Raw genomic sequence first — 24280 nt, forward strand, 5'->3', positions numbered from 1 at the left:
CCATGCAATTTCCCGAGTCCTGGCTGCGAGCCTTCTGCAATCCGTCCTTGACCAGTCAGCAACTGGCTGACACCCTGACCATGGCCGGTCTGGAGGTCGAAGAGCTGCACCCCGTGGCGCCCGCGTTCACGGGGGTGGTGGTGGGGCAGATCCTGAGTGCCGAGCAGCACCCCAACGCCGACCGTCTGCGCGTGTGCCAGGTGGACGTGGGGCAGGGTGCTCCGCTCAACATCGTCTGCGGTGCACCCAATGCCCGTGCCGGCATCAAGGTGCCTTGTGCGACGGTAGGCGCCTTGCTGCCTCCGGGTGAAGACGGCAAGCCCTTCGCCATCAAACTGGGCAAGCTGCGTGGCGTGGAAAGCCAGGGCATGTTGTGTTCGGCCAAGGAACTGAAGATCTCGGAAGAGAGCCATGGTCTGCTGGAGTTGGACGACGACGCCGTGATCGGGCGCAACATCCGCGAGCAACTGGCGCTGGATGACATGCTGTTCACGCTCAAGCTCACGCCCAATCTGGCGCATTGCCTGAGCGTGTACGGCATTGCGCGCGAGGTGTCTGCCTTGACCGATACCCCCCTCTTGCAGCCCGAGTTCCCGCCGGTTCCTGCGGGCGTGGCCGACCGTCTGCCTGTGACCGTGCACGCGAGTGACCTGTGCGGCCGTTTCAGTGGCCGAGTGGTGCGGGGTGTGAACACCCAGACGCAGACGCCGGGCTGGATGGTCGACCGTCTGGCGCGCTGCGGCCAGCGCAGCATTTCGCCGTTGGTGGACATTTCCAACTACGTGATGTTCGAGCTGGGGCGACCCTCACACATCTTTGACCTCGACAAAATTCACGGTGGTCTGCAGGTGCGCTGGGGGCGTGAGGGCGAGCAACTCAAGCTGCTCAACGGCCATACCGTTGTGGTCGACGGCGCCGTGGGCGTGATCGCGGACGACCAGCAGGTCGAGTCGCTTGCCGGCATCATGGGTGGCGACGCCACGGCGGTGTCCGACGACACGCAGAACATCTTCATCGAGGCGGCGTTCTGGTGGCCGCAGGCCATTGCCGGCCGGTCGCGCCGCTACAACTTCAGCACCGACGCCGGTCACCGCTTCGAGCGGGGTGTCGATCCGTCGACCACGGTGGAACATATCGAGCGCATCACGCAACTGGTGCTCGACATCTGCGGCGGCCAGGCCGGACCGCTGGACGACCAGACCCTGGCTCTGCCGGAGGGAAAGCCGGTGACGCTGCGCGTGGCGCGGGCGGTCAAGGTCATCGGGATGCCGGTGACACAAGCCCAGTGTGCCGGCGCATTGCGCCGCCTCGGCCTCGAGGTCTCCGAAGGTGACGGGACGGTCACGGTTGCACCGCCGGCTTTCCGGTTTGACCTGCAGATCGAGGAAGACCTGATCGAAGAGGTCGCGCGGGTCATCGGCTACGAGCAATTGCCGACCAATCCGCCACTGGCACCGATCACCGCCAAGCTGCGTACCGAAAGCCAGCGGGGACCGTTTGCCGTGCGCCGCCAACTGGCACAACTGGGCTACCAGGAAACCATCAACTTCAGTTTTGTCGAAGAACGCTGGGAGCGCGAGCTTGCGGGCAATGCCGACCCGATCAAGCTGCTCAATCCGATTGCCAGCCAGATGAGCGTGATGCGCTCGTCCCTCCTGGGTAGTCTGATCGCGGTCCTCAAGTTCAATCTGGATCGCAAGGCCCAGCGCGTGAGGCTCTTTGAACTGGGGCGCGTGTTCCGCAAGGACGCTGCGGTGGTGGACAGCGACACGACCGTGGCGGGTTTCGACCAGCCCATGCACGTGGCCGGCCTGGCCTATGGCGGTGCGGATGGCCTGCAATGGGGAACGGCCGATCGGTTGGTGGACTTTTTCGATGTCAAGGGCGATGTGCAGGCGCTGCTGGCACCGCTGCAGCCCGTTTTCAAACCCGCAGAACACCCCGCCATGCACCCCGGGCGCTGCGCCAGCGTGTGGCTGGATGATCGCTGCATCGGGCATGTGGGTGAACTGCACCCGAAATGGCGGCAGTCCTACGACATGGTCCAGGCGCCTGTGATGTTCGAGTTGGCGCTTGACGCCGTGCTGCGGCGCGATGTCCCGGTGTTCCAGCCCGTCAGCCGCCACCAGCCCGTGGAGCGGGATATCGCCATCGTGGTCAAGGAGTCGGTGTCGCACGATGCCGTCATGGCGACCATCCGTACATCGGGTTTGCCGCTGCTGAGGCAGGCAGCCCTGTTCGACCTGTACCGGCCCAAGAAGCAGGCCGATGGCGTTAGCGGTGCACTGGCTGCAGATGAAAAGAGTCTGGCGATTCGCCTGACGCTGAGCCGGGACGACGCTACACTGACCGACGACGAAATCGAAGCGTCGGTACAGTCGGTGCTCAAGGCGCTGGCCCAGGGTGTGGCAGCGCGCTTGCGCTGACCTGGCCCGCACCACAACAAGACACAGGAGCACACATGGAACTGGCCGTCGAAAGCCTGGAAACGCCCGCGCTGACCAAAGCGCAGCTGGCCGAACTGCTGTTTGACCAGATCGGGCTGAACAAGCGCGAGTCCAAGGACATGATCGACGCGTTTTTTGACTTGGTCACCGACAGCCTGGTCAATGGCACGGACGTGAAGATTTCCGGCTTCGGCAACTTCCAGATCCGGACCAAGGCGGCCCGCCCGGGCCGCAATCCCCGCACCGGGGAGCCCGTGGCCATCGAGGCGCGGCGCGTGGTCACTTTCCATGCGAGCCCCAAGCTCAAGGAGCAGGTGCAAGCTGCGATCACCGGGGCCTGATCGCTGCGCATGGGTGTTTTTCCCGCCTTCAGGGGCGGGAACACAACATGTCGACACCTATTTGCCGATCTGGAGTTTCAGCGCGCCGCGCTTAGAGTAAATTTCAAGGTTCGGCTTGTATCGCCTTGATTTTTCATGGAAAACGCGCTGCCACCCATCCCGGCCAAACGCTACTTCACCATCGGTGAAGTGGGCGACCTCTGTGGTGTGAAGCCCCATGTGCTTCGGTACTGGGAGCAGGAATTTACCCAGTTGCGGCCCATGAAGCGCCGCGGTAACCGGCGCTATTACCAGCATCACGAGGTGCTGATGATCCGGCGCATCCGCGAATTGCTCTACGACCAGGGGTTCACCATCAGCGGGGCGCGCAACCGCCTTCAGGAGCTTGCAGGCCAACCGGATCGGCATGATGAGGCCCTTACCGATGAGCGGTCCGCCGAGGGTGCCGTGCAGGAGGTGGTGGTGCAGACACCGATGAGCGCCGAGAGCGACGATCCGGGGGGCTGGTTGCCCCGTGTTCGCCAGGAGTTGAGGGAGATCCGCAATCTTCTTGACGAGCCGTTCTGAAAGTGGCTTCAGTCAGGCTATAATCTAAGGCTTGTCGGCGTGTAGCGCAGCCTGGTAGCGCACTTGCATGGGGTGCAAGGGGTCGCGAGTTCGAATCCCGCCACGCCGACCATTTATTGCGAAAGCCCGGAGTCTCACGACTTCGGGCTTTTTTGTTGCGCCGCGCACCATGGATCATCAGGTTCAGCGGCATATGTGACGTTCCCCGAAAAACCGCGATGGGTCAAAACCATAGGTACGGTTGCTTCCCAAGGCCCCGAGAGAGGCAGGTAGAAGCGATGAAGAAGTCCCGATTCAGCGAGGAGCGGATTGCGTATCCGCTGCCAAGCGCCGCGAGCTGGCAGCCTGGATGCAGGCACGCTTCAAGGTGAGCGTGCACCACTCGTGCCGACGGGCGCTGTTGCAGCGCCCGATCTGGTATGTCAAGTGCGAGGCATGAGACCAAAGTGCGCCTCGATAACGTATCCGGGACATCGCAATGAGCCGGCCGCGGTTGGGTTACCAGAGGGTTCTGGTGATGCTCAAACGGGAGGACTGGCAGGTGGGCAAGACGCGGGTGCGTCGCTTGTCCCGGCTCGAAGGTCTGCAACTGCGTATGTGTCGCATCCCGGAAGCATCATGAATGCCTGACAAGGCCAGGTGCTGCATAGGTTCGTTCGGGAGGGGCGCGTTGCACAACCCGTTTGTCGGTCTGGTTTTGCCGATCGGGTTTTAATGTCTCATCGGGTCCCAGCGCACAGAAGACCCGTTGGAGACAACATGAAAACCGCCACCGCCGTGCCCGGCAAAGCCTGTCATTTCACGATGGACAGTACCCCTGAGCCACTTCGGGCTCAGCGGTTCCAGCAGGAGATGCAGTCCACCTTCGCCATGCACCTGGCCATCAGCAGCCCGCCTACCACGCCCTTGACGGCGGAGGTGCAGGGCTACTTCGGTCGCAAACTCCGTTTTGCTGCACTGCGGTTCTCGGCCCATTCCACGGTGTCCACCCGGACCCGGAACGCGAGCGAGTCCCGGTTGCTGGTGTCGTACCACCGGCAGGGGGCCGCCGTGGTGGCGCAAGGTGACCGCGAGAGCCGTGTCGAGGCGGGTGATTTTTTTGTGATCGACCCATCGCGGCCCTTCCACATCCAGACCACCGACAGCGAGGTGCATTCGGTTTATCTGGAGCCCCAGGCCCTGCGCCAGGTGCTGCCGCACTGGGACATGCTGACGGCGCGCGCCATCCGGCCCGGCGTGAAGACCGGCGCGCTGTTCACAGGCCTGCTGGACCAGTTGTTCGCCATGGTGCCCGACATCGGCGAAGACACGGCCGACGACATTGCCGAGGCCTTGCCCCGCCTGCTGGCGCCCGCGCTACGCACGTTGCTGGATGAAACGGATTCTTCCCCCACGCGGCTGAAGACGCTGCACCGCCAGCGCATCCTGGCCTATGTGCGCGATCACCTCTGGGACAGCCAGCTCAGCGCGCTGTCCATCGCGCGGGGTGTCGGCCTGTCGCCGCGCCATGTGTACGAGCTTTTCGACGAGCCGGGCGGCCACACGCTGATGAAGTCGGTGTGGAAACAGCGCCTGGCCCTGTGCCGCCGCGACCTGTCGGCGTCGGCCCTGCGGTCCCGGTCCATCGGCGAGATTGCTTACGCCTGGGGCTTCAGCAATGTGTCGCATTTCAGTCGAGCTTTCAAGGCCGAATTCGGCATCGGCCCGCGAGAGTTCCGTCGGTCCCGGGCGCTGGCAGACGCGGTTCCGGCCATTCGCCACTGAGCGGTGGCGGTCCCGGCTCGCAGGCCTCAGATGGGCTCTGCGAGGATGCGCAGCGAGCGCTCCACCAACTCGGCCTGCTCATGCATCGGCGCACGAGACTGCTCGCGCCGCCCGATCTCCAGCGAGTTCTCCACCACCAGGCGGCAGCGCTCGTAGCGCCGGTTCATGAAGCCCTCGAAGGCCGCCTCGACCGATCCGTTTCGGGCCAGCTCTTCGCCCAGCACCAGGGCGTCCTCCACCGCCATGCCCGCGCCCGAGGCCAGGTGCGGGGTGGTCGGGTGCGCCGCATCGCCGATGAGGATGGCGCGGCCTCTTTCCCAGGGGCGCGGCAGCAGGAAGCCCTCCAGCGGTCTCAGCACCACGTGGGACGACGGATTCAAACCCTCGCGAACGTTCCGCAGCACGCCGCCGTAACCGGCCAGCAGGCGCTGGAGTTCGCCCGGCAACTGATCGTCTGGCATGGGGGGGCGCTTTGGCCCCGTCTCCAGCACGAACATGTACATCTCGTCGCGCGACACCGGCGTGAGCCCGACCTTCAGCGGCCCGCCGAGAAAGAACATGCGGCGCTCCACCTCAGGCGGGCGCGGCACGGTCACGCGCCAGACACACTGGCCGGTGTAGACCGGCCCGGGCGCTTCGGGAAACAGCAGGCGCCGGACTTTGGAAAACACCCCGTCCGCGCCCACCGCCATGTCGTACCGTCCCGAGGTCCCGTCGGACAGGCAGGCCGTTATCCCGTCGACGTCCGAGTCCAGCCGGTCCACCGTCAGGCCCAGGCGCACCTGCGCGCCGCTGGCCAGGGTCTTCTCGGACAGGATGCGGTGCAGGACCGGGCGCATGATCCCGCCCGAGCCGGGCACGTCATCATCGGCCACGATGGGCGTGGGCACCACGTGCGAGGGTGCGCCTTGCGCATCGCAGACCTGGATGCCGTCGCCGGTGAAGCCTTCGCGCCGCACGGCGTCGAGGATGCCCAGCGCCCCGAAGGCGCGCAGCGTGGGGCCGGTGATTGAAATCCCCGCGCCGTACACCCGCCACTGCGGGTCCAGGTCGATCAGGTCCACGGCCATGCCGATCTTTCTCAGCGTGATGGCGGTGGACATGCCCGCGATGCCGCCGCCAACGATCAAGGCCCTGCGCTTGGATGAGGTGTTCATGGTGTTCGAAAAATGGATGCAGACAAGTGGCCGGGCTGCCCGGATCGGGAGCCGATGCGGGCATTAGGCGTGGGCTGAACAAGGGCCGTCAATGCGACCCGGGGCCTGTCGCCATCCCAGGCAAAACGCATCGCAGGCCCAGTCAAATGGCGCTACACGGACAGAACAACATCGTGGGTTTCTTTTTCCTACGATCCCTCCTGCCAGTTCCCGCAAGACCGCCTTGCCCCACCACAGGAGTTCCCGCCTTGAGCCACGCTGCACCGGTCGCTGATGTTGCCGACCGCCCCAAGACCCTCGACGAGTCCAAACGGTGGATGCACCAGCGGTTGGCCTCCCGCTTTCATCCGATGAACGCCCTCGACCTGGACGACGGCCCCGCCTTCATCGACGGCGTGCCCGGTCTGGACGGCGCCACCTGGGGTGGCTATTGGTTTGGTCTGGGCGAGCGCGTGCGCAGCGAGGCCGCCCAGGCCGAACAGGCCGGCGACGCCGGCCGGGCTGCGGCCCTGTACCAGAAAGCCAGCGGGCTTTTCTTCATGGGGCGGTTTCCTTGCCCCAATCACCCCGCGAAGGAGCGCTGCGCGGTCGCCGAGCGCGAGACCTACCTGGCCGTTAGCCGCCACTGGCGCGAACCCATCGAGCGCGTCGAGATCCCCTTTGCCGGTCACGCCGGTGAGGGGGCGCGGGTGGTGGTGCTGGTGCGCAAACCGGTGGGCGTGACGCGCCCGCCCGTGGTGCTGATGTGGGGTGGTGTCGACGCCTGCAAGGAGCAGATGACCGCCGCCTGCGACGCCTTGCTGGCCCGGGGCGTGGCCACCGTGGCCATGGACAACGCCGGCACCGGGGAGTCGCCCGTCAAAGGCGTGCCGGACGCCGAACGCCAGTTCATCACCGCGCTGCAATGGATCGCTGCGCAGCCCGACCTCGACGGCGCCAAACCCGCTGTTCTCGGCCGTTCCTTCGGCGGCTACTGGGCCACCAAACTCGCGCACCTGCTGCCGGATGCCCTGGCCGGCGCGGTCAACTGGGGTGGCGGTGTGCACCACATGTTTCAGCCTGAGTGGGTGCAGGCCTCGCGCTACCCGGACAGCTATCTGATGGAGCTGGTCGAAACCCGCAGCCGCATGCTGGGCGCCACCAACGACGACGAATACGTCGCCGGCTTCGGGCGGCTCTCGCTGCTCGATCAGGGCCTGCTGGACCGGCCCTGCGCACCGCTGCTGCTGGTCAACGGCAAGGAGGACAAGCAGTGCCCGGTGGCCGACATCCACCTGCTGCTCGACCACGGCTGGCCCAAGTCGGTTCGCATGTTCCCCGGCGGGCACATGGGTCTGACACCCATGACCCTGCCCACCATCGTGGACTGGCTGGAGCGGCAACTGCGCCAGAAGGGCAGCACATGACGCAGAGCAACTGGCGCCAGATCATGCCGACGGCCGAGGCCTACTGGATGAATCGCGTGCTCTACGACATCCACCACGTTGACAGCCACCTGCAACGCTACAAGGCCGACCCCGATGCCTACATGGCCGAGGTGCCGCTGGCCGCCGCCATGAAGGCCGCGATTCGTGACAACGACATCGGCGCCATGTACCTCGCGGGCGTCAACCCCTTGCTGCTGCGCGCGCACTGCCTGGGCTTGCGGATTTCCGAGGCCGCGTTCTTGGACTCGCTGCGCGCGGTGGTCCACGATTCGACTGGGGAGGTCTCCCATGGCTGAGATTGTCTCGGTGCACGCCACCAGCCACACGCCGGTGATGATCAACTTCCCGGGTGCCATACCGGACGAAGATCGCGAGCGCATCTTTGCCGGCTTCCGGCAGGTGGGCGAAGAGATCCGGCAGGCCCGTCCGGACGCCGTGGTCGTGGTCTCGGACGACCATGTGCACAACTTCTTCCTGGACAACCTGCCGGCGGTCTGCATCGGCGCCGCGGCATCCTGGAAGTCGCCGGTGGAGCACTGGCTCAAGATTGACCAGCACGAACTGCGTGGCGACGTGCAGCTGGGCGGGCACCTCATCACCAGCGCGCTCGACGGCGGCTTCGACCCTGCCTTCTCGATGGCGCTGACCCTCGACCACGGCACGCTCGCGCCGCTGCACCTGGCGGGCATCGCCCGCGAAGTGGTGGTGGTGCCGGTGCTGATCAACTGCGTGCAGCCCCCGCTGCCGCCCATGAAGCGCGCGCTGCAGTGGGGCCGCCTGCTGGGCCAGGCGCTGCGCAGCTACGGCGGCTGCGAACGGGTGTCCGTGCTGGCCACCGGCGGCCTGAGCCACGACATCGCCACCCCCCGCATGGGCCTGGTGAACGAAGCCTTCGACCGCGAGTTCCTGCGCCTGCTGGCCGCGGGCGACGACGCCCGCCTGCTGGACCACGCGACCCACCGCGTGCACGAGGCCGGCAACGGCGCCGAGGAAGTGCGCACCTGGCTGGTGGCCCATGGCGTGGCCGACGGCGGCGCCTTCGACACCCTGTACTACAAGGCCGTGCCGGCCTGGTACACCGGCATCGGTCTCGGCCGCTGGCGCACCGGGGGCGTGTGATGAGCGCTCCCCGCCTTTTTCACAGCGTGCATGGGCCGGACGACGCGCCCGTGGTCGTGTTGTTGCATCCCCTGGTCACCCACAGTGCTCTCTGGCTTCCGCAGTTGCCCGCGTGGACCACCCGGTTCCAGGTGGTCTGCGTCGACCTGCCCGGACACGGGCACAGCCCGGTGCTGCCCGACGTCACCACCCTGAGCCAATACGCCGCTGAGGTCCGTCATGTCCTCGACGCCCTGGGGGTGGACCGCGCGGCCCTGGTCGGGCTGTCGTTGGGCGGCATGGTGGCTCAGGCCTTTGCGCTCGCCTGGCCCGAGCGCACCCAGGCCCTGGTGCTGGCGCACACCAGCGCCCGTACAGAGTCCACCATCCGCGACCTGTGGAGCTCCCGGCTGCAACAGGCGGCCGACGAAGGCATGGCCGCGCAGGTTCCGGCCATCCTGGGCCGCTGGTTCCCACCCGACTTCGCGGCGTCGGCACCCATGACGCTGCAATGGGTCGCGGAGCAGATTGCGTCCACCCCTTTCGACGGCTACGCAGCGGCCATCGGCGCGATCCAGCGGCTGGACCACCTCGACCAGTTGCACGGCATCACCGCGCCCACCCTGGTGGTGGCCGGCGAGCGGGACGCGGCCGCTTCGCCCGCGCTGGCCCGGCTGATGTCCGACCGGCTGCCCCATGCCACCCTGACCATGCTGCCCGGGGCTGGCCACATCGGCAACGTGCAACTGCCTCTGGCGTTCACGGAAACCGTGGGCGCCTTTCTCGTGCAATCGCTGGATTCCCCTGCTTCCCCATAACACCAACGGAGACCACCATGACACAGTCCCATATCCCTTCCCGCCGCCGCTGCCTGCAACTGGCGGCGGCCACACTCGCCTCGGCCAGCGGCCTGCCCTGGGCGCGAGCGCAAGGTGCCTCAGCGCCGTCCGAGCTGGCTCGGATCGTCGTCGGGCCACCGCCCGGCACCTTGGTCGACCTGTTTGCGCGCCGCGTGGCCGAGGCCATCGCTCCGGGCTATGCGCGCACTGTCTTGGTCGAGAACAAGGTGGGGGCGGCCAGCCAGATCGCGGTGTCGACGGTGAAGGCCGCTGCGCCAGATGGCAACACCATTCTGATGACCCCCATGCCCATGATGGGCATCTTTCCACACACCTACGCCAAGCTCCCCTATGACCCGGTGGCGGACTTCGTCCCGGTGTCCATGGGCGGGGTGTTCGATCTGGCGTTCGCGGTCGGTCCCCTGGTGCCCGCCAGCGTGACCACCATGGCCGACTTTTTCAAATGGTGCAAGCAGAACCCGGGTGCGGCCAACTTCGGTTCGCCCGCTGCCGGCTCCACGCCCCACTTCGCGGGCGGCATGGCGGCCCGCTCGGCCGGCGCTGAGCTCACCCATGTGCCCTTCCGTGGCACTCTGCCTGCGATTCAGGACATGGTCGGTGGCCAGATCGCTGCCGTGTGCGCGCCCCTGGGCGACTTTCTTCCGTTCGTGGCCGGCGGCAAGTGCCGCCTGCTGGCCACCACGGGCGAGAAACGCAGCCGCTTTGCCCCCACGGTGGCCACCTTTGTGGAACAGGGATTCAAAGAGGTCGTGCTGGACGACTGGTTCGGCTTCTTCCTCCCGGTCAACACCCCAGCGGCCAGGGTCGACGCCCTGAACGCAGCGCTCAAGTCGGCGCTGGGCAACCCGGCGCTGGTCAAAGCCATGGAAGAGCGTGGCCTGGAACTGCGCTGGACCAGTTCTGCCGATCTGGGTGCCCGGCTCAAGGCGGACATTGAAAAATGGCGACCTATCGTGAAGTCCTTCAACTTCACCGCCACCACCACCTGAGGCATGAAGTCGCACCTTGCCTTGACGGACGTGGACCGGCTGGACCCTCCGCAGCAAGTGGTGTACCACTCCATCATGGCCCTCGGGGCGACCTCAGCGGGCCCTTCCTGGCCTGGATGCACGGCCCCGAACTGGCCTCGTATGCCGCAGTTCCTTGGTAGGCGCCGGCACTGTGCAGGACGATGAGTGCCGGGGCCTGGCCGTGGCGTTCGTAGCAGAGCGGCCGGTCGTGTGAGGCGAAGGTGGGCACCCCCGGCTTTCCGGGCAAGTTCCGGGCAAGAAAAAAGCCCCAAGGCGTTGATTCCCAAGGGCTCTTTGAGTTTGTTGGGACGTCTTGGGACTTCCCTGGAAATTCACATGGTGGAGACGAGGAGGATCGAACTCCCGACCTTCGCATTGCGAACGCGACGCTCTCCCAGCTGAGCTACGTCCCCACAACGCCGGATCTTATCAAAGGTGGACGCCTTCGGGGTGCTTCAACGTGACGGAGTCGCGGGCTTCGGGGTTTCGAGCACCAGTTCCACACGGCGGTTGCGGGCGCGGTCGACCGGGTTTTCCTTGGCTGCGATCGGGCGGGTGTCGGCGTAGCCGGTCGCTTCGATGTGTTGGGGGGCGATGCCTTGGTCGATGAGGTATCGGGCCACGGCGGCAGCCCGGCTGGCCGACAGCTCCCAGTTGGACGGAAAGCGCTCGGTGTGGATCGGGGTGCTGTCCGTGTGGCCTTCTACCGTCAGGCGCATCAGGGGCTCGGCTTTGAGGGCGGGCAGGATCTGGCTCAGCGCCTGACGCCCGCTTTCGCCGAGACTTGCCGTGCCTGACGGGAACAGCAGCTCGCTGTTGATGCGCAGGCGCACGCCCTGTTCCGAGCGCAGCACCTCCACGTCGCGTCCGAGCTGGTCCAGCGGGGACGGCGGCGGCGGTGCGGCGGGAGCGGTGGGCCCGCTCTGAGGCACGGGCAGGGGCAGTGGTGGCACGATGCTGGGTGTGCCTGTGCCCGCCGTGGTGGCGGCGTTCAGCGGGTTGCTGGTGCTGGCTTCGTTCGCAGCGCTACTGGGCGTGGAGGTCGGCGAGGCGGTCGTGGCCGCGGTGACGGTGTCGGGACTCTCGGTGGAGGGCAGGTGGGACTGGGGTGGTCCGGAAAAAGCCAGCATGACGACCATCACCACCAGCATCAGCGTGATGACATCCAGGTAGGTGAGCAGCCAGCCCTCTTCTTCGGTTTCATGGCGCTCCTCCATGTGCCAGCGGCGGTACCGGCCCGACTGGGTGGAGACGCGCGCCGGTGTCGGGCGGCGCGGTGCCGGTGCAGCAGGCGGCGATGTTTCAGCGATGGCCATGCGAAGGCTTGGCCGGCCGTTCGGGCTTGCCGTCGTAGATTTCGTCGTCGTACTGCGCCACGAAGGCCTTGAGGGTTTCGCGCATCAGCGCAGGGCTGCGGCCGGCGTGCATGAGCGAGATGCCTTCGAGCACCATGTTCATCAGCACCAGGCGCTGCTCGGTGCGGCGTTCGAGCTTGACCGCAATCGGCTTGAACACCAGGTTGGCCAGCAGGATGCCGTAGAAGGTGGTGATGAGGGCGATCGCCAGTTGCTGGCCGATGGCCTTCATGTCGCCCGCGCCGATCAGCTCCATCAGGTTGATGAGGCCGAGCAGGGTGCCGAGCATGCCGAAGGCTGGCGCGTAGGTGGCCATGAGGCGGAAGATCTGGGCCTCGGCGGCTTCGCGCGAACGCATGTGGGCGATGCGCCATTGCAGCAGGTCGATGATTTCGTCTTCGGGCGTATGGTCGATGACGAGCTGCACGCCGGTGCGCAGGAAGGGGTTCTGGATTTGTGCCAGGGCGCGTTCGACGGCCTGAAGGTCGCCCTGCATCCACAGGCGCGAGATCACCACCAGCTCTTCGATGTGCAGTTTGGTGTCGATGCGTTCCTGGCGGATGACCTTGCCCACGAGCTGGAACACGCGCAACACCTCGCGCAGCGGATAGCTCAGGAAGGTGGCTGCGAGCGTGCCACCGAGCACGATGGCGATGCTGGGCGCATCAATGAAACGCAGCGGGTCATCGACCGCAAACAGCAGGATCACCGCCATGAGCACCACGCTGGCGATCATGCCGATGAGGGTGGACGGATTCAATCGGGTATCTCCGTGCGGGTACAGCCCCGGCTCCAGCCGATTCTGGCGGCTTGGTGGGGCGGCAAGGCGAAGAAAAGCCGGGTCAAAGCCCGGCTTATGCGTTCAGAGCGGCTGCCCTGCTTGGCTCAGCACAGGCCGTTGCGGCTGGCGAGTTCGACGAACAGGCCCGAATGGTCCAGTTCGGCCAGGCCGTGGTCGACCGCGTCGGCAAAAAGCTGCTCGAACAGGGCGGTGATGGGCGCATCGAATCCGATTTCCTGCGCTGTGCTCAGGGCGTTGCGCATGTCCTTGAGCTGCACGGCGATGGCCGCGCGCTTGTCGAAGTCGCGTTCGACCATGCGCTGCCCATGCACCTGCAGGATGCGGCTGTCGGCGAAGCCCCCGGCGATGGCCTGGCGCACCTTGCCCATGTCGGCGCCGCCTTTTTCGCACAGCAGCAGGGCCTCGGCCACGGCGCCGATGGTGATGCCCACAATCATCTGGTTGGCCAGCTTGGCCAGTTGCCCGGCGCCGGTGGGGCCGACGTGGGTGGCGCGCCCCAGCAGGGCCAGCACGGGTTGCGCCCGCTCGAAGTCGGCGGCGCGGCCCCCAGCCATGATGGCCAGCGTGCCGGCCTCCGCTCCGACCGTGCCCCCGGAGACCGGGGCGTCCAGGTGGCGCACTTGCAGCGCCGCGAGCCGGGCGGCGTGGTCGCGCGCCTGGCGGGGCTGGATGGAAGACATGTCCACCAGCAGCGAGCCGGGGCGCAGGCCGTGGGCGGCGCCTTGGTGGAACAGCACGTCTTCGACCGCGAGGCCGTCCTGCAGCAGGGTGATCACGATGTCGGCCTGCGCGACCGCCTGGGCCGGGGTGTCGTGCACATGGGCGCCGAGCGGTTGCAGCCGTTCGGTCTTGTCGCGCGAGCGGTTCCAGGCGTGTACGGTAAGCCCGGCTTCGCACAGGCGGCGGGCCATGGGAAAACCCATCATGCCGATGCCCAGCACGGCGACGGTTGGAGGCGGAGAGGAAGAGTCGTTCACGATGTCTCGGAAAGGCCGGGAGGCCGAAAAAATTGTAGGAGGGGGTGGGCGACCGCGGGGGTGGGCGGTCAGGTCTTTGACAGGGTCCGGGCCTGGTTCGCAGGCGCGGCGGGGGACTGTCCGGCAGCCTCTTGGGGACTGCCGGACCTGCCGTCGTCAGGGGGTGTCGATGTCGGTGCCAGGGTGGCCAGGCGGTTGAACAGGCGTTCGCGCGCCTGCTGGCCGTGTTCGCGCATCAGGGCCTCGGCGTGTGCGGCGTCGCCAGCGGCGATGGCGGCCGCGATGGCTGCGTGTTCATCCCATACGGACGCCCGCAGGGGATGGGTGCGCAGCACCAGCGCCATGGCGCGGCGGATGTGGTGCCAGTGCAGCAGGGCGCTCTGTTCGATCAGGGGATTGCCCGAGGCCTGATAGAGCGCGCGGTGATAGTCGAGGTCGGCCGCGATCATGGCGCGCACGTCGCCACGCGCCACCGCCGCGCGCCCGCGGATGAACAGGGCCGGGTCCATGTCGGCTCGGCGCTGCGCTGCCAACTGCACCGCCAGCGCATCCAGGGCGCTGCGCACCTGGTGCACGCGCGCGACCTGTTCGGGGTCCAGGGGGCTGACCTGCAGCCCGCGTGTGCGCCCGGCCGCTCCGTGCGCCAGCGGGGCGGCCTGCACCAGACCATCCTGTTTCAGCCGGCGAAGGGCGAGGGTGACCGGCTGGCGCGACACCGCCAGCCAGCTCGCCAGGTCTTCCTGGGTCAGGCGCTTGCCCGGCGGCAGCGTGCCGTCGCTGATGGCTTCCAGCAAGGCCTGGTAGACCTGCTCGACGAGGTCGGGCGGGGATGCGGGGCGCAGCGGGGCGGTGGGCATAGTTCGGGATTCTGAATTCAGAATCCATTATGGCCCGCCCTGAGCCGCCCCGTGGCCCGTGCGTGCCAAAATCGCCGGCATGAATGCCCGAACCGACACCGCCTGGCTGGACGCCCAGTACAACAACCGTGCGCTGGTGCCTGCGCATGCCGAGCATCTGGCGCACTGGGCCAGTGTCTCGGCCGAGGCGCGGCAGCGTCTGGTGTGCCTGCCCGATGTGGCCTATGGCCATGGCAGTGGCGAGACGCTCGACCTGTTTCTGCCACCGCGCCAGGCCGATCGGCCGCTGGCGCCGGTGCTGCTCTTCATTCATGGGGGTTACTGGCGCAGCCTGGACAAGCGCGATCACAGTTTTGTGGCGCCGCCGTTCGTGCAGCGGGGGGCGGTGGTCGTGGTGCCCAACTACGCGTTGTGCCCGGCGGTGACGGTGCCCGACATCGCGCTGCAGATGGTCAAGGCGCTGGTCTGGACCTGGGACCACATCGCCACCCACGGCGGTGATCCCGACCGCATCACCGTCGTCGGGCACTCGGCCGGCGGGCACCTGGCGGCGATGCTGCTGGCGGCTCTGTGGCCCCAATGGCGCAGCGATCTGCCACCGGCGCTGGTGAAAAACGCGCTGGCGATCTCGGGCCTGTACGAACTGGAGCCCTTGCGCCACACCCCGTTTTTGCGCGATGCGCTGCGCCTGACACCCGCCCAGGTGGCGCAGGCGAGCCCGGCGCGGTTTCCCGCCCCGGCGGCCCCGTCTGACCGGGGAGCGCTGTCGTGCGTGGCTGGCGGGGCCGAAAGCGATGAGTTCCTGCGCCAGAACACCCTGATGCGCCAGGCCTGGGGGGCGGCGGCCGTGCCGGTCTGCGAAGCGCTGCCCGGGCTGAACCACTTCAGCGTGCTGGAAGCGCTGGTGCAGCCGCGCCACCGCCTGCACCGGCTGGCCCGCCAGTTGCTCGGGATCTGAGCGGCCGGGCCGTGCTCACATGAACAGGTGTTCGCCGGCGTTCTCGCCGCCGAGGATCACGTAGTTCACCTTCTTCAGGTCGCTCAGCTGGGTGCCGCCGGCGTAGCTGATCGAGCTCTGCACGTCTTCCTGCATCTCGCGCAGCGTGTCGGCCAGGTGGCCCTTGATGGGCTCCAGAATGCGCTTGCCCTCCACGTGCTTGTACTCGCCCTTGTTGAAGTCGCTGGCCGAGCCGTAGTACTCCTTGTAGCGCTTGCCGTCGACCTCGACCGTCTGGCCGGGGGATTCCTCGTGGCCGGCGAACAGCGAGCCGATCATCACCATCGTGGCGCCAAAGCGCACGCTCTTGGCGATGTCGCCGTGGTGGCGGATGCCGCCGTCGGCGATGATGGGTTTGGTCGCCACGCGCGCGCACCACTTGAGCGCCGACAGCTGCCAGCCGCCGGTGCCGAAACCGGTCTTGAGCTTGGTGATGCAGACCTTGCCCGGGCCCACGCCGACCTTGGTCGCGTCGGCGCCCCAGTTTTCCAGGTCGATCACGGCTTCGGGCGTGGCCACGTTGCCGGCGATCACGAAGGCCTGGGGCAGTGTTTTCTTGATGTGCTCGATCATCAGGCGCACGCTCTCGGCGTGGCCGTGCGCGATGTCGATGGTGATGTAGTCCGCGCCCACACCGTCGGCGGCCAGGCGGTCGATGACCTCGTAGTCCGGCGCCTTCACGCCCGAGCTGATGGAGACGAACAGGCCCTTCTCGCGCATGCGCTTCGCGTAGGCCACGTTGTCCAGGTCGAAGCGGTGCATGACGTAGAAATAACCGTTGGCGGCCAGCCATTCGCTGATGGACTCGTCCAGCACCGTCTTCATGTTGGCCGGCACCACCGGCAGCTTGAAGCGCCGGCCGCCGAATTCGATGCCAGGGTCGCACTCGCTGCGGCTTTCCACGCGGCACTTGCGCGGCAGCAGCAGGATGTTGTCGTAGTCGAAGATTTCCATGTGGGCCTTTCAGTCACCTCGACCGTTTCGGGAGGTGGGTTGATGAAAAGGCGCTTGGAACTGGCCGGCCCTTGATTCCGGGGGTGGAAAAAAGAAACCGGGCGCAATTGCTTGGGCCCGGTGATTGATTCTAGGCCGGATGCGTCCGCCTGGGGGCGGGCACCGCGCATATGCCCGGTATACGAAAGGCCATATGGCGGGAGGTGGTCGCTATCGGGGGGTGGAGCGGCTTTCTACAATCGCCCGATGCTGTTTGAAGATCCCTCCCCGCTGCTCGTCGGCCTCAACCCCGAGCAGGCCGCCGCCGTCACCCTGCCGGCCGAACACGCCCTCATCCTGGCGGGCGCCGGCTCGGGCAAGACCCGGGTGCTGACCACCCGCATCGCCTGGCTGCTGCAGAGCGGGCAGGTTTCGCCCGGCGGCATCATGGCCGTGACCTTCACCAACAAGGCGGCCAAGGAGATGATGACCCGCCTGACGGCCATGCTGCCGGTCAACGTGCGCGGCATGTGGATCGGCACCTTCCACGGCCTGTGCAACCGCTTTCTGCGCGCGCACCACCAGGCGGCGGGCTTGCCGGCCACGTTCCAGATCCTGGACACGCAGGACCAGCTCTCGGCCATCAAGCGCCTGTGCAAGCAGCACAACGTGGACGACGAGCGCTTTCCCCCGAAGCAGTTGCAGTGGTTCATCAGCGGCTGCAAGGAAGACGGGCAGCGCCCGCGCGACGTGGTGGTGCGCGACGACGAGACGCGCCGCAAGGTCGAGATCTACCAGCTGTATGAAGAGCAGTGTCAGCGCGAGGGCGTGGTCGATTTCGGCGAGCTGATGCTGCGTTCGTACGAAGTGCTGCGCGACAACGACCCGGTGCGCGTGCATTACCAGCGGCGCTTCAGGCACATCCTGATCGACGAGTTCCAGGACACCAACCGCCTGCAATACGCCTGGCTCAAGATGTTTTCGGCGCCGCCGCTCGAAGGGCTGCCGCCCTCGGGCAATGCGGTCTTCGCCGTGGGCGACGACGACCAGAGCATCTACGCTTTCCGCGGCGCGCGCGTGGGCAACATGGCCGACTTCGTGCGCGAGTTCCAGGTCCGGCACCAGATCAAGCTGGAGCAGAACTACCGCAGCTGCAGCAACATCCTCAACGCGGCCAACGAGCTGATCGGCCACAACAGCCGGCGCCTGGGCAAGAACCTGCGCACGGATGCGGGCGCGGGCGAGCCGGTGCGTGTGTACGAGGCGCCCAGCGACTTCGACGAAGCGCGCTGGGTGGTCGACGAGATGAAGCAACTCGAGCGCGAGGGCATGGCGCGCAGCGAGATGGCCGTGCTCTACCGCAGCAACGCGCAAAGCCGCGTGATGGAAACCGCGCTGTTCAACGCCGGCATGCCCTACCGCGTGTACGGCGGGCTGCGCTTCTTCGAGCGCGCTGAAATCAAGCACGCGCTGGCCTACCTGCGTCTGCTGGAGAACCCGCACGACGACAACAGCGTCCTGCGCGTGGTGAACTTCCCGCCGCGCGGCATCGGGGCGCGCAGCGTCGAGCAGTTGCAGGACGTGGCGCGCGCGAGCGGCTGTTCGCTGCACGACGCGGCCAGCGGCGTCACCGGTCGCGCCGGCACCGCCATCGGCCACTTCGTCGCCCTGCTGGACGTGATGCGTGAAAAGACGCAGGGCATGACCTTGAAGGAAATCATCGAGCTGGTGCTCGACCGCAGCGGTCTGGTCGAACATTTCCGCCAGGAGCGCGAAGGCGAAGACCGGGTCGAGAACCTGGAGGAGCTGGTCAACGCGGCCGAGAGCTTCGTGATGCAGGAAGGTTTTGGCCGCGACGCGGTGGCCTTGCCGGTGGACGAGCTGGGCGCACCGCTGACGCAGAGCCCGGCGAGCCAGGGGCTCGACATGAGTCAGCCTCTGGTCGACGAGCCGCTGCCGGCCGTGGTGCCCGACACCGGCGAAACGCTCAGCCCGCTGGCCGCGTTCCTGACGCATGCCGCGCTGGAGTCCGGCGACAACCAGGCCCAGGCCGGGCAGGATGCGGTGCAGCTCATGACGGTGCACGCGGCCAAGGGGCTTGAATTCCACGCCGTGTTCATCACCGGCCTGGAAGAAGGGCTGTTCCCGCACGAAAACGCCATGAGCGACCGCGACGGGCTGGAGGAAGAGCGCCGCCTGATGTACGTCGCCATCACGCGGGCGCGCCAGCGCCTGTACCTGGCCCATGCGCAGACCCGGCTGCTGCACGGCCAGACGCGTTACAACCTGCGCAGCCGCTTTTTTGACGAACTGCCCGAAGACGCGCTGAAGTGGCTCACGCCGCCGCAAGCCCGCCAGGGCCTGTCGGCCGGTGGCTGGCAGGGCGGAGGCCGCGGGGCGGCCGGGGCAGGGGCGCAGCCGGCCTGGACGCCGGGATGGCTGGCCGCGGCCGACCGGGCGCCAGCACCCAAGGCGCCGGAGCCCGACCGCGGCGTCGACCTGCGGGCCGGGCAGAAGGTCTTCCACAACAAGTTCGGCGAGGGCAAGGTGCTGGCCATCGAAGGGGCGGGCCCCGACGCCCGGGCCCAGGTCAGCTTCAACCGCCATGGCGTGAAGTGGCTGGCGCTGAGCGTGGCCAAGCTCACGCCCGTGGACGCATAAAAAAGCCGCCCGTGGCGCGAGCCACCGGCGGCATGAAAAAGCTGCACGATCTCTGAGTGCGGGCGCGAGGCCCGCGTGCAACCTTGGAGAAACGAAGGAACCGCGGCCCGGGCAGCGCCCGGGCTGGTGATCAGAAGTCGTGGCGGATGCCGAGGGCGAACAGGCGGGTGTCGGCCGTCTTGGTGCCGGCGCCGTTCTTGACTTCGTGGGTGCGGTAGCCGCCGTACAGGCGGGTGCGCTTGGACAGCGAGTAGGTGGCGCCCAGACCGAAGCCCGACGACTTGGACGACGTGGCGCCACCCTTTTCGGTCTTGCTGTTGGCGTAGCCGGCCGACAGGTTCACGGCGCCCAGCGGCACGTTCACGCCGACGGTGAATTCGGTGTCATCGCCGTTGGCATCGGTACCGTTGCGCTGGTTGTAGCCGGCCGAGATCGAGGCGGCACCCAGGTCGTAGGCGCCGGACAGGGCGACGTACTTGTCGTCGGTCTTGCGCTCGTTCTGGTAGCCCAGAGCGGCGTGCAGCGGGCCGTTCTTGTAGCCGGCCTTCAGCGCGGTCATGGTTTCGTTCTTGGTGCTGTCGTTGTCCAGCGCGTGGTTCAGGCCGGCGTAGAAACCACCGAAGGAGGGGGTTTCGTAGCTGATCATGTTGTTGAAGCGGCTGTTGTAGTCGCCACCCGACTTGAACACGCCGTTGGAAGCGGGCGTGAAGGCCGAGTCGAACACGTTGGCGCTGTAGGACACGGCGCGGATGTCGTCGTACACCGTGGTGCTGCGACCCAGGCGCACGGTACCGAAACCGCCACTCAGGCCGACCGTGGATTCGCCCTTGAAGAACGGGTCTTGCGACGAACCGTCGGTGGCGTTGAAGCGGTTTTCCAGCTTGTAGATGGCCTTGAGGCCGCCGCCCAGGTCTTCGCTGCCACGCAGGCCCCAGCGCGAGGTGGTCAGACCGCCGTCGCCGCCCTGGAACATCTTGGTTTCGCTGCCCTTGCCGAGTTCCTTGAGGGAGCCCACGGACAGGTCGACGCGGCCATACAGCGTCACGGAGGACTGCGCCATCGCGGCGCCGGAAGCGGCCAGGACGGCCAGAGCGATCAGGCTCTTGTTCATGCTTTTTCCTTGAAGGATGTGTTGGTACGGGTGGAGGTTTTTTCTCCGCCTGATGCCCTTGGCAAGCAGGTGCGCCCATTGCATCGAAAGCGCATAAAACCTCTGTGACACTTCATGAGATAGCTATATTTGTTGTAGCAACACAACAAGACATGAAGGGCATCAGGGCGTGCCTGCGTCGACCATGCGGGTCCAGCCGGCGCCATCGTTGTCGCTGGCGACCCAGAGCCGGCCCTGGTGCAGGGCCATGCCTTCGGCCTTTTCCTGCACGAAGTTCAGGTCCTTGCGCAGATCGCGCACCAGGGTCTTGCCGAGCACGGCGTTTTCGGCGATGTCGGCCACGCGCACGCTGTAGATGCGCTTGACTTCGGCCGTGATGGCGCGCGCTTCGCCGCCGCCCTTGTCGCGCTCCAGCACCAGCAACCGGCCATCGGGCGTGAGCTGGATTTCCGAGAGGCCCATCCACAGGCCTTTCGGGTTCTGGCTGTGCTGCTCCAGCGGGTAGAGCGCGGTGGTCCAGGTGTCGCTGGGGATGTGCCAGCGCAGGATGGCGGCCTGGGGCTTGGCCGGGTCGAAGCCGCGCTGCACCGCCATGTAGAGCGTCTGGCCGTCGGGGCTGGCGGTCACGCCTTCAAAGCCGGTGCTGATCTTGGGCGAGGCAAAACGCTGCGTGATGCTGGCGGGCAGCTTCACGCGCCGCTGCAGCCGGCCCTGGAAATCCACCTTCACCAGTTCGTTGCCGTCGACCGTGGCGCCTTCGCTGGCGATCCAGAAGCCGTCGGCCACGCGGGCGATGCCTTCCGGGTCGAGCTTGAGCGGCTGGCCGTTGCCATCGGTGAGCATGAGCGCCTGGTCGATGACCATGCGGCCGGCGGTCGCCACCTGGCGGGTGTCGATGCGCCAGATGCGCGAGGTGGCGAAGGCGTTGTCGGGCACCGCCCAGAGGTGGGTGCCGTCGCTGGTCAGGCCCGAGATCGCGCCCCAGGGCATGTCGTCGCTGGCGGCGACCACCTGCACGTCGGCCGGGTTGGCGGGGGCGCCCTGCGCGTGGAAGCGGTAGAGGTTGAGCGAGCCGTCGCCTTCGTTGGCGGTGACGAACAGTTGCTGGCCGTCGCGGCGGTGGGTGATGGTGGTCAGGCCTTCGGGCGATTGGCCGGTGGGCAGCAGCTGCACGAAGGTGGGCGCACCCGGTTGGTCCATGCGCCAGACCTCGACGAAGGCACCGCGCTCGGAGCCCACTAGCAGATAGGGCCGACCGCCGAAATGCGCGCTGGCCACGGACTCGATCTCGACGCCCTTGGCGGCGGAGCGCGCATCGGGGTAGTGGCCGTGCTGCACGGCGTGGCGTTCGGTGCGGTCGCCGGTTTCGAACACCACCTGACCGCGGATGTCCATGAGCGTGAAGCCGCGGCCGCCCGGCAGCGTGCCGTCGGCGCCCTTCTTGCCGTCGCCTTCGTTGGCCAGGGCGATCACGCCGTTCGACACCCAGGCCACGGCATCGGGTTCGCGCCGGCCGGTGAAGCTGTCCTGCAGGCGGATTTCCTTGTCGCGCTGCAGGTCGGCGTCGCCCGTGCGGGTCACGGTGCCGGCGCTGAACACGCGGGCCAGGCGGGCACGGCGTGGGTGGCTCAGGTCGACCACCGCGATGGCGTTGTTCTCCTGCAGCGAGACCACGGCCTGCCGACCATCGGCGCGAACGGACACGAACTCGGGCTGCGGGTCCTCGGGGTAGAGCACGCCGGGCGTGGCGCGCAAAGCCGCCACCAGATCCAGGCGCTGCAGACCGCTGTCGGCGCCGCCGTACAGGCTTTCCAGCCCGACCACATCGATGAAGCCCGGGCGCTGGCCGCCCAGGGTGGCGTCGCCCTTGGCATCGCTTTCCTCGTCTTCGATGGCGACCACGGCGCGCAACCGGCGGCCGCTGCCAGCCAGCGCGAGCGAATCGGGGCCGATGCCCACGGTGATGTCGCGCACGTGGGTGATCGCGGCCTTGTCGCGGATGTCGTAGATCCGCAGCAGGCCGCGGCGCGGGTTGTTCTTGTCGTCGTCCAGGCGCAGGGCCAGCACGGCGTAGCGCCCGTCCGGCGTGATGGCCACCGAGGTGGGTTCACCGATGCCGTGCAGGCGCACGTTCACCGGCGGCAGGGTGCGCGGGTGTGCCGGGTCGCGGATGTCCACCACGCCCAGTTCGCCCGCGTCGGCGCTGGTGTAGAACAGGTGCTGGCCGTCGGGCGTGGCCGCGACGATTTCGGCCACGCCGTGCACCGGTAGGTGCGCCACCATGGCGAACGGGGTCTGGGGTGCGGGGGCGGCGGGCGCTGCCTGCGCCAACAGGCAGGCGCCGGTCAGGGCGGCCAGGAGCGGCAGGCGGGTCAGGTGGGAGAGGGCGGGGGACGGGAGGTGACGCTGCATGGTTCGGACCGCGGCCACCAGGGGCGCGGGCATCGTTGAAAACCCGGCAGCCTAGGCGGGCTCTGTGTCAGCGTCATGAAACGGTGCCGCCGCGTGTGGCAAGGGCGGCGAGGGCGCCAAAAAACAGCCCCTGCAGCGGGTCTTCGCTGCAGGGGCCTGGCGGAAACGGCAGCGGCTTCAGGCGCCCGGGGTCGCCTCGGTGGGCACGGCGCCGGCCTGCTTGAGGTCGCTCAGTTGCACGGACAGATCGAGCAGCCGGACCTTGCTGGTGTAGTAGCGGTCCAGGCGCCATTCCTGCAGCAATTCCAGGGCCAGCTGGAAGGTGTCGTAGTCCAGGCGGTAGAGATCGCTGATGGCGTACGGCTGTTCGGCTTCCAGGGCCACCACCAGGGCCGAGAGGATGGCCGCGGCGGGTTGGTCGGGTTGGGTTTCAATCAGTTTTCGGGCTTTTTTCAGGGCGCGCATGGAGCCTCCAACACTCAAGGATGAAAAAGGAATAGCGCGGGACGAGGGCCTGACGCGCTGTCCGGGCGAGCATAGCGGGGCACCCCGTGGAATTGATGACGTTTTCATGAAGAGTGCGTGACGTCTTCATGACAGGCCCGCCGAAGCAGTGCCTGGCCCATGCGCAGGGCCTGGCCGGTGCCCAGCCCCGGCACGCCGGCCCAGCCGGGCGGCGCGAGCACGATGACGGTGGAACCGTGCTCGAACCAGCCGAGTTCGTCGCCGCGCCGGTAGGCCTGATCGCACGGCAACTGGTGGGCGCCGCGGTAGCGCAGGTTCAGGGGCACGTCGATCGCGTGCAGGCGCAGGCTGGCGACCAGGATGGCCGCCACCGGGACCAGCAGCAGCGGCGTGCCGTCGGCCAGTTCGAGGTGCAGCACGGCGCGTTCGTTGCGGCAGAACAGGCGCTCCACCCGCTTGAGCGCGATGGGGTTGACGTTCCAGGTGTCGCCGCTGAGGTAGGTCACCTGCCGCAGGCGGGCATCGGCCGGTGCGTGGATGCGGTGGTACATGGCCGAGGTCAGCCGCAGCGTCACGTAGGTGCCGCCTTGCAGTCGCCGCGCCAGCGCCTGGCCGGCCGCGTCGTCGCCCAGCAGGTCGGCCAGCCGGTAGGGGAAGCCCTTGGCCTGGAAAATCTGCGGGCCGTCGCCGGTGGCGTCACCCGCATCACCGATGCGGCCGTGGGCACCCACGATGCCGTCGCAGGGGCTCACCAGGCCTTGCGGGTCGGGGTCCAGCGGGCGCGCGCCCGGGCGCAGCGCGCGGGTGAAGACGTCGTGCAGGCAGGTGTAGCGGGTGGGCTGCGCATCGCTCAGATCGAGGTCGGTGAAGAGCCGCCAGACGGCCAGCGAAGCCTTCAGCACCCCCGGATGCCGGAGGCGGCTGAACCAGCCCATGAAGTGCGTGAGTGCGATGCGCGGCACGCGGTTGGTGAGCAGGAAGTTGAGGTCTTCGTTGAGCGCCAGTCGGCGCAGCCAGTGACGGGATGTCATGCGGTGTT

Annotated in this window: 22 protein-coding genes and 2 tRNA genes; 13 read left to right on the forward strand and 11 right to left on the reverse strand. The window is 67.4% G+C overall.

Annotated elements, in window-relative coordinates:
* Positions 1-2 precede the first annotated feature (2 nt).
* The 6 genes from pheT to QQK43_RS00800 all read left to right on the forward strand — a co-directional run bounded on the left by pheT (position 3) and on the right by QQK43_RS00800 (position 5119).
* Positions 3-2426, forward strand: a complete 2424-nt coding sequence (gene pheT / locus QQK43_RS00780) for a phenylalanine--tRNA ligase subunit beta (protein WP_284306215.1) — start codon at positions 3-5, stop codon at positions 2424-2426.
* 35 nt (positions 2427-2461) lie between these two features.
* The gene (locus QQK43_RS00785) at positions 2462-2788 is read left to right on the forward strand and encodes an integration host factor subunit alpha (RefSeq protein ID WP_234263218.1); all 327 of its coding nucleotides are present in this window, start codon (positions 2462-2464) and stop codon (positions 2786-2788) included.
* Between the two features lie 135 nt (positions 2789-2923).
* Positions 2924-3355 (forward strand): MerR family transcriptional regulator, encoded by a 432-nt coding sequence (locus QQK43_RS00790; RefSeq protein ID WP_284306216.1) that lies wholly within the window; start codon positions 2924-2926, stop codon positions 3353-3355.
* 35 nt (positions 3356-3390) lie between these two features.
* Positions 3391-3467: transfer RNA gene (locus QQK43_RS00795), tRNA-Pro, on the forward strand.
* Between the two features lie 360 nt (positions 3468-3827).
* Entirely contained in the window at positions 3828-3977 is a 150-nt protein-coding gene (locus QQK43_RS23440; RefSeq protein WP_370465190.1) for an IS3 family transposase, read from the forward strand.
* 137 nt (positions 3978-4114) lie between these two features.
* The gene (locus QQK43_RS00800) at positions 4115-5119 is read left to right on the forward strand and encodes a helix-turn-helix domain-containing protein (RefSeq protein ID WP_284306217.1); all 1005 of its coding nucleotides are present in this window, start codon (positions 4115-4117) and stop codon (positions 5117-5119) included.
* 26 nt (positions 5120-5145) lie between these two features.
* Here QQK43_RS00800 and QQK43_RS00805 read toward each other — a convergent pair whose 3' ends face one another.
* Positions 5146-6276, reverse strand: a complete 1131-nt coding sequence (locus tag QQK43_RS00805) for an FAD-dependent oxidoreductase (protein ID WP_284306218.1) — start codon at positions 6274-6276, stop codon at positions 5146-5148.
* A 248-nt stretch (positions 6277-6524) separates the two neighbouring features.
* Between QQK43_RS00805 and QQK43_RS00810 the strand changes: the two genes are divergently transcribed.
* From QQK43_RS00810 to QQK43_RS00830, 5 genes are read left to right on the forward strand one after another with little or no spacing between them, the layout of a single operon-like run.
* Complete coding sequence (locus QQK43_RS00810) at positions 6525-7682, forward strand: alpha/beta hydrolase family protein (protein ID WP_284306219.1); 1158 nt, start codon at positions 6525-6527, stop codon at positions 7680-7682.
* Positions 7679-7999: a subunit of meta cleavage enzyme gene (locus QQK43_RS00815; protein ID WP_284306220.1), complete on the forward strand. Its 321-nt coding sequence runs from the start codon at positions 7679-7681 to the stop codon at positions 7997-7999. Before QQK43_RS00810 ends, QQK43_RS00815 begins: the two co-directional genes overlap by 4 nt.
* Positions 7992-8822, forward strand: coding sequence for a DODA-type extradiol aromatic ring-opening family dioxygenase (locus QQK43_RS00820; protein WP_284306221.1), 831 nt, complete (start codon positions 7992-7994; stop codon positions 8820-8822). Before QQK43_RS00815 ends, QQK43_RS00820 begins: the two co-directional genes overlap by 8 nt.
* The gene (locus tag QQK43_RS00825) at positions 8822-9619 is read left to right on the forward strand and encodes an alpha/beta fold hydrolase (RefSeq protein WP_284306222.1); all 798 of its coding nucleotides are present in this window, start codon (positions 8822-8824) and stop codon (positions 9617-9619) included. The genes QQK43_RS00820 and QQK43_RS00825 overlap by 1 nt, the downstream gene beginning before the upstream one ends.
* Before the next feature lie 17 nt (positions 9620-9636).
* Positions 9637-10650 (forward strand): Bug family tripartite tricarboxylate transporter substrate binding protein, encoded by a 1014-nt coding sequence (locus QQK43_RS00830; protein WP_284306223.1) that lies wholly within the window; start codon positions 9637-9639, stop codon positions 10648-10650.
* Positions 10651-11008: 358 nt separating this feature from the next.
* On the opposite strand, the gene QQK43_RS00835 is transcribed toward QQK43_RS00830, so the two are convergent.
* The 5 genes from QQK43_RS00835 to QQK43_RS00855 all read right to left on the reverse strand — a co-directional run bounded on the left by QQK43_RS00835 (position 11009) and on the right by QQK43_RS00855 (position 14662).
* Positions 11009-11084: transfer RNA gene (locus QQK43_RS00835), tRNA-Ala, on the reverse strand.
* Between the two features lie 42 nt (positions 11085-11126).
* Complete coding sequence (locus QQK43_RS00840; RefSeq protein WP_234263209.1) at positions 11127-11987, reverse strand: OmpA/MotB family protein; 861 nt, start codon at positions 11985-11987, stop codon at positions 11127-11129.
* Complete coding sequence (locus tag QQK43_RS00845; protein ID WP_234263208.1) at positions 11974-12786, reverse strand: motility protein A; 813 nt, start codon at positions 12784-12786, stop codon at positions 11974-11976. The genes QQK43_RS00840 and QQK43_RS00845 overlap by 14 nt, the downstream gene beginning before the upstream one ends.
* A gap of 125 nt (positions 12787-12911) precedes the next feature.
* Positions 12912-13805, reverse strand: a complete 894-nt coding sequence (locus QQK43_RS00850; RefSeq protein ID WP_284306231.1) for an NAD(P)-dependent oxidoreductase — start codon at positions 13803-13805, stop codon at positions 12912-12914.
* A gap of 68 nt (positions 13806-13873) precedes the next feature.
* Entirely contained in the window at positions 13874-14662 is a 789-nt protein-coding gene (locus QQK43_RS00855; protein WP_284306232.1) for a GntR family transcriptional regulator, read from the reverse strand.
* 79 nt (positions 14663-14741) lie between these two features.
* Here QQK43_RS00855 and QQK43_RS00860 point away from each other — a divergent pair, with 79 nt between their 5' ends.
* The gene (locus QQK43_RS00860) at positions 14742-15620 is read left to right on the forward strand and encodes an alpha/beta hydrolase (protein WP_284306233.1); all 879 of its coding nucleotides are present in this window, start codon (positions 14742-14744) and stop codon (positions 15618-15620) included.
* 15 nt (positions 15621-15635) lie between these two features.
* On the opposite strand, the gene QQK43_RS00865 is transcribed toward QQK43_RS00860, so the two are convergent.
* A complete protein-coding gene (locus QQK43_RS00865) occupies positions 15636-16613 on the reverse strand; it encodes a GMP reductase (protein ID WP_284306234.1) in 978 nt (325 codons plus the stop codon).
* 246 nt (positions 16614-16859) lie between these two features.
* On the opposite strand from QQK43_RS00865, the gene QQK43_RS00870 reads away from it, so the two are divergent.
* Positions 16860-19253: a UvrD-helicase domain-containing protein gene (locus QQK43_RS00870; RefSeq protein WP_284306235.1), complete on the forward strand. Its 2394-nt coding sequence runs from the start codon at positions 16860-16862 to the stop codon at positions 19251-19253.
* A gap of 130 nt (positions 19254-19383) precedes the next feature.
* Here the strand turns inward: QQK43_RS00870 and QQK43_RS00875 are convergent, their stop codons facing one another.
* The 4 genes from QQK43_RS00875 to asd form a co-directional block, all read right to left on the reverse strand.
* On the reverse strand, positions 19384-20364 hold the full coding sequence (locus QQK43_RS00875; protein ID WP_284306236.1) for a porin: 981 nt from the start codon (positions 20362-20364) through the stop codon (positions 19384-19386).
* A gap of 162 nt (positions 20365-20526) precedes the next feature.
* On the reverse strand, positions 20527-22776 hold the full coding sequence (locus tag QQK43_RS00880; protein ID WP_284306237.1) for an esterase-like activity of phytase family protein: 2250 nt from the start codon (positions 22774-22776) through the stop codon (positions 20527-20529).
* A gap of 177 nt (positions 22777-22953) precedes the next feature.
* Positions 22954-23241: a hypothetical protein gene (locus QQK43_RS00885; protein ID WP_234263201.1), complete on the reverse strand. Its 288-nt coding sequence runs from the start codon at positions 23239-23241 to the stop codon at positions 22954-22956.
* A 104-nt stretch (positions 23242-23345) separates the two neighbouring features.
* The gene (gene asd / locus QQK43_RS00890) at positions 23346-24272 is read right to left on the reverse strand and encodes an archaetidylserine decarboxylase (protein WP_284306238.1); all 927 of its coding nucleotides are present in this window, start codon (positions 24270-24272) and stop codon (positions 23346-23348) included.
* Positions 24273-24280: the final 8 nt, after the last annotated feature.

It is taken from the genome of Hydrogenophaga electricum (assembly GCF_030160815.1).
Lineage (GTDB): Bacteria > Pseudomonadota > Gammaproteobacteria > Burkholderiales > Burkholderiaceae_C > Hydrogenophaga > Hydrogenophaga electricum.

Coding starts and splice junctions, on each gene's coding strand:
- QQK43_RS00865 (WP_284306234.1), bottom strand. CDS start 16,613: ATGGAAATCTTCGACTACGACAACATCCTGCTGCTGCCGCGCAAGTGC.
- QQK43_RS00880 (WP_284306237.1), bottom strand. CDS start 22,776: ATGCAGCGTCACCTCCCGTCCCCCGCCCTCTCCCACCTGACCCGCCTG.
- QQK43_RS00840 (WP_234263209.1), bottom strand. CDS start 11,987: ATGGCCATCGCTGAAACATCGCCGCCTGCTGCACCGGCACCGCGCCGC.
- QQK43_RS00785 (WP_234263218.1), top strand. CDS start 2,462: ATGGAACTGGCCGTCGAAAGCCTGGAAACGCCCGCGCTGACCAAAGCG.
- QQK43_RS00885 (WP_234263201.1), bottom strand. CDS start 23,241: ATGCGCGCCCTGAAAAAAGCCCGAAAACTGATTGAAACCCAACCCGAC.
- pheT (WP_284306215.1), top strand. CDS start 3: ATGCAATTTCCCGAGTCCTGGCTGCGAGCCTTCTGCAATCCGTCCTTG.
- QQK43_RS00870 (WP_284306235.1), top strand. CDS start 16,860: ATGCTGTTTGAAGATCCCTCCCCGCTGCTCGTCGGCCTCAACCCCGAG.
- QQK43_RS00800 (WP_284306217.1), top strand. CDS start 4,115: ATGAAAACCGCCACCGCCGTGCCCGGCAAAGCCTGTCATTTCACGATG.
- QQK43_RS00790 (WP_284306216.1), top strand. CDS start 2,924: ATGGAAAACGCGCTGCCACCCATCCCGGCCAAACGCTACTTCACCATC.
- QQK43_RS00805 (WP_284306218.1), bottom strand. CDS start 6,276: ATGAACACCTCATCCAAGCGCAGGGCCTTGATCGTTGGCGGCGGCATC.
- QQK43_RS00830 (WP_284306223.1), top strand. CDS start 9,637: ATGACACAGTCCCATATCCCTTCCCGCCGCCGCTGCCTGCAACTGGCG.
- QQK43_RS00875 (WP_284306236.1), bottom strand. CDS start 20,364: ATGAACAAGAGCCTGATCGCTCTGGCCGTCCTGGCCGCTTCCGGCGCC.
- QQK43_RS00860 (WP_284306233.1), top strand. CDS start 14,742: ATGAATGCCCGAACCGACACCGCCTGGCTGGACGCCCAGTACAACAAC.
- QQK43_RS00815 (WP_284306220.1), top strand. CDS start 7,679: ATGACGCAGAGCAACTGGCGCCAGATCATGCCGACGGCCGAGGCCTAC.
- QQK43_RS00825 (WP_284306222.1), top strand. CDS start 8,822: ATGAGCGCTCCCCGCCTTTTTCACAGCGTGCATGGGCCGGACGACGCG.
- asd (WP_284306238.1), bottom strand. CDS start 24,272: ATGACATCCCGTCACTGGCTGCGCCGACTGGCGCTCAACGAAGACCTC.
- QQK43_RS00855 (WP_284306232.1), bottom strand. CDS start 14,662: ATGCCCACCGCCCCGCTGCGCCCCGCATCCCCGCCCGACCTCGTCGAG.
- QQK43_RS00820 (WP_284306221.1), top strand. CDS start 7,992: ATGGCTGAGATTGTCTCGGTGCACGCCACCAGCCACACGCCGGTGATG.